Source organism: Shigella sp. SIG3, assembly GCF_053555855.1.
On the sequence record NZ_JBQZXE010000355.1, the window covers coordinates 1 to 318 of the forward strand.

At 54.1% G+C, this 318-nt stretch carries 1 protein-coding gene; it reads right to left on the minus strand.

What is annotated here, in order from left to right; genetic code table 11:
• A partial coding sequence (locus ACUU1I_RS21400) for a DDE-type integrase/transposase/recombinase (protein ID WP_447393550.1) occupies positions 1–318 on the minus strand: 318 nt, incomplete at both ends.

Here is a 318-nt window from a genome sequence, read left to right on the forward strand (position 1 = left end):
CCGTTATATTCGTGCGGTCTTAGTGCGCTGTAATATCCAACGATATAGTCCGTTATGGCGTGAGCTGCCTCGCTGAAGCTTACGTAACCCACCACCGGCATCCATTCGTTCTTCAGACTCCTGAAGAAGCGTTCCATTGGGCTGTTATCCCAGCAGTTTCCGCGCCGGCTCATACTCTGTCTGATCTGGTATCGCCACAATAACTGCCGGAACTGCCTGCTCGTATAATGACTGCCCTGATCGCTGTGGAACATCACCCCGCCGGGCTTACCACGGGTTTCCCATGCCATTTCCAGCGCTTTCATGGTGAGCCTGCTG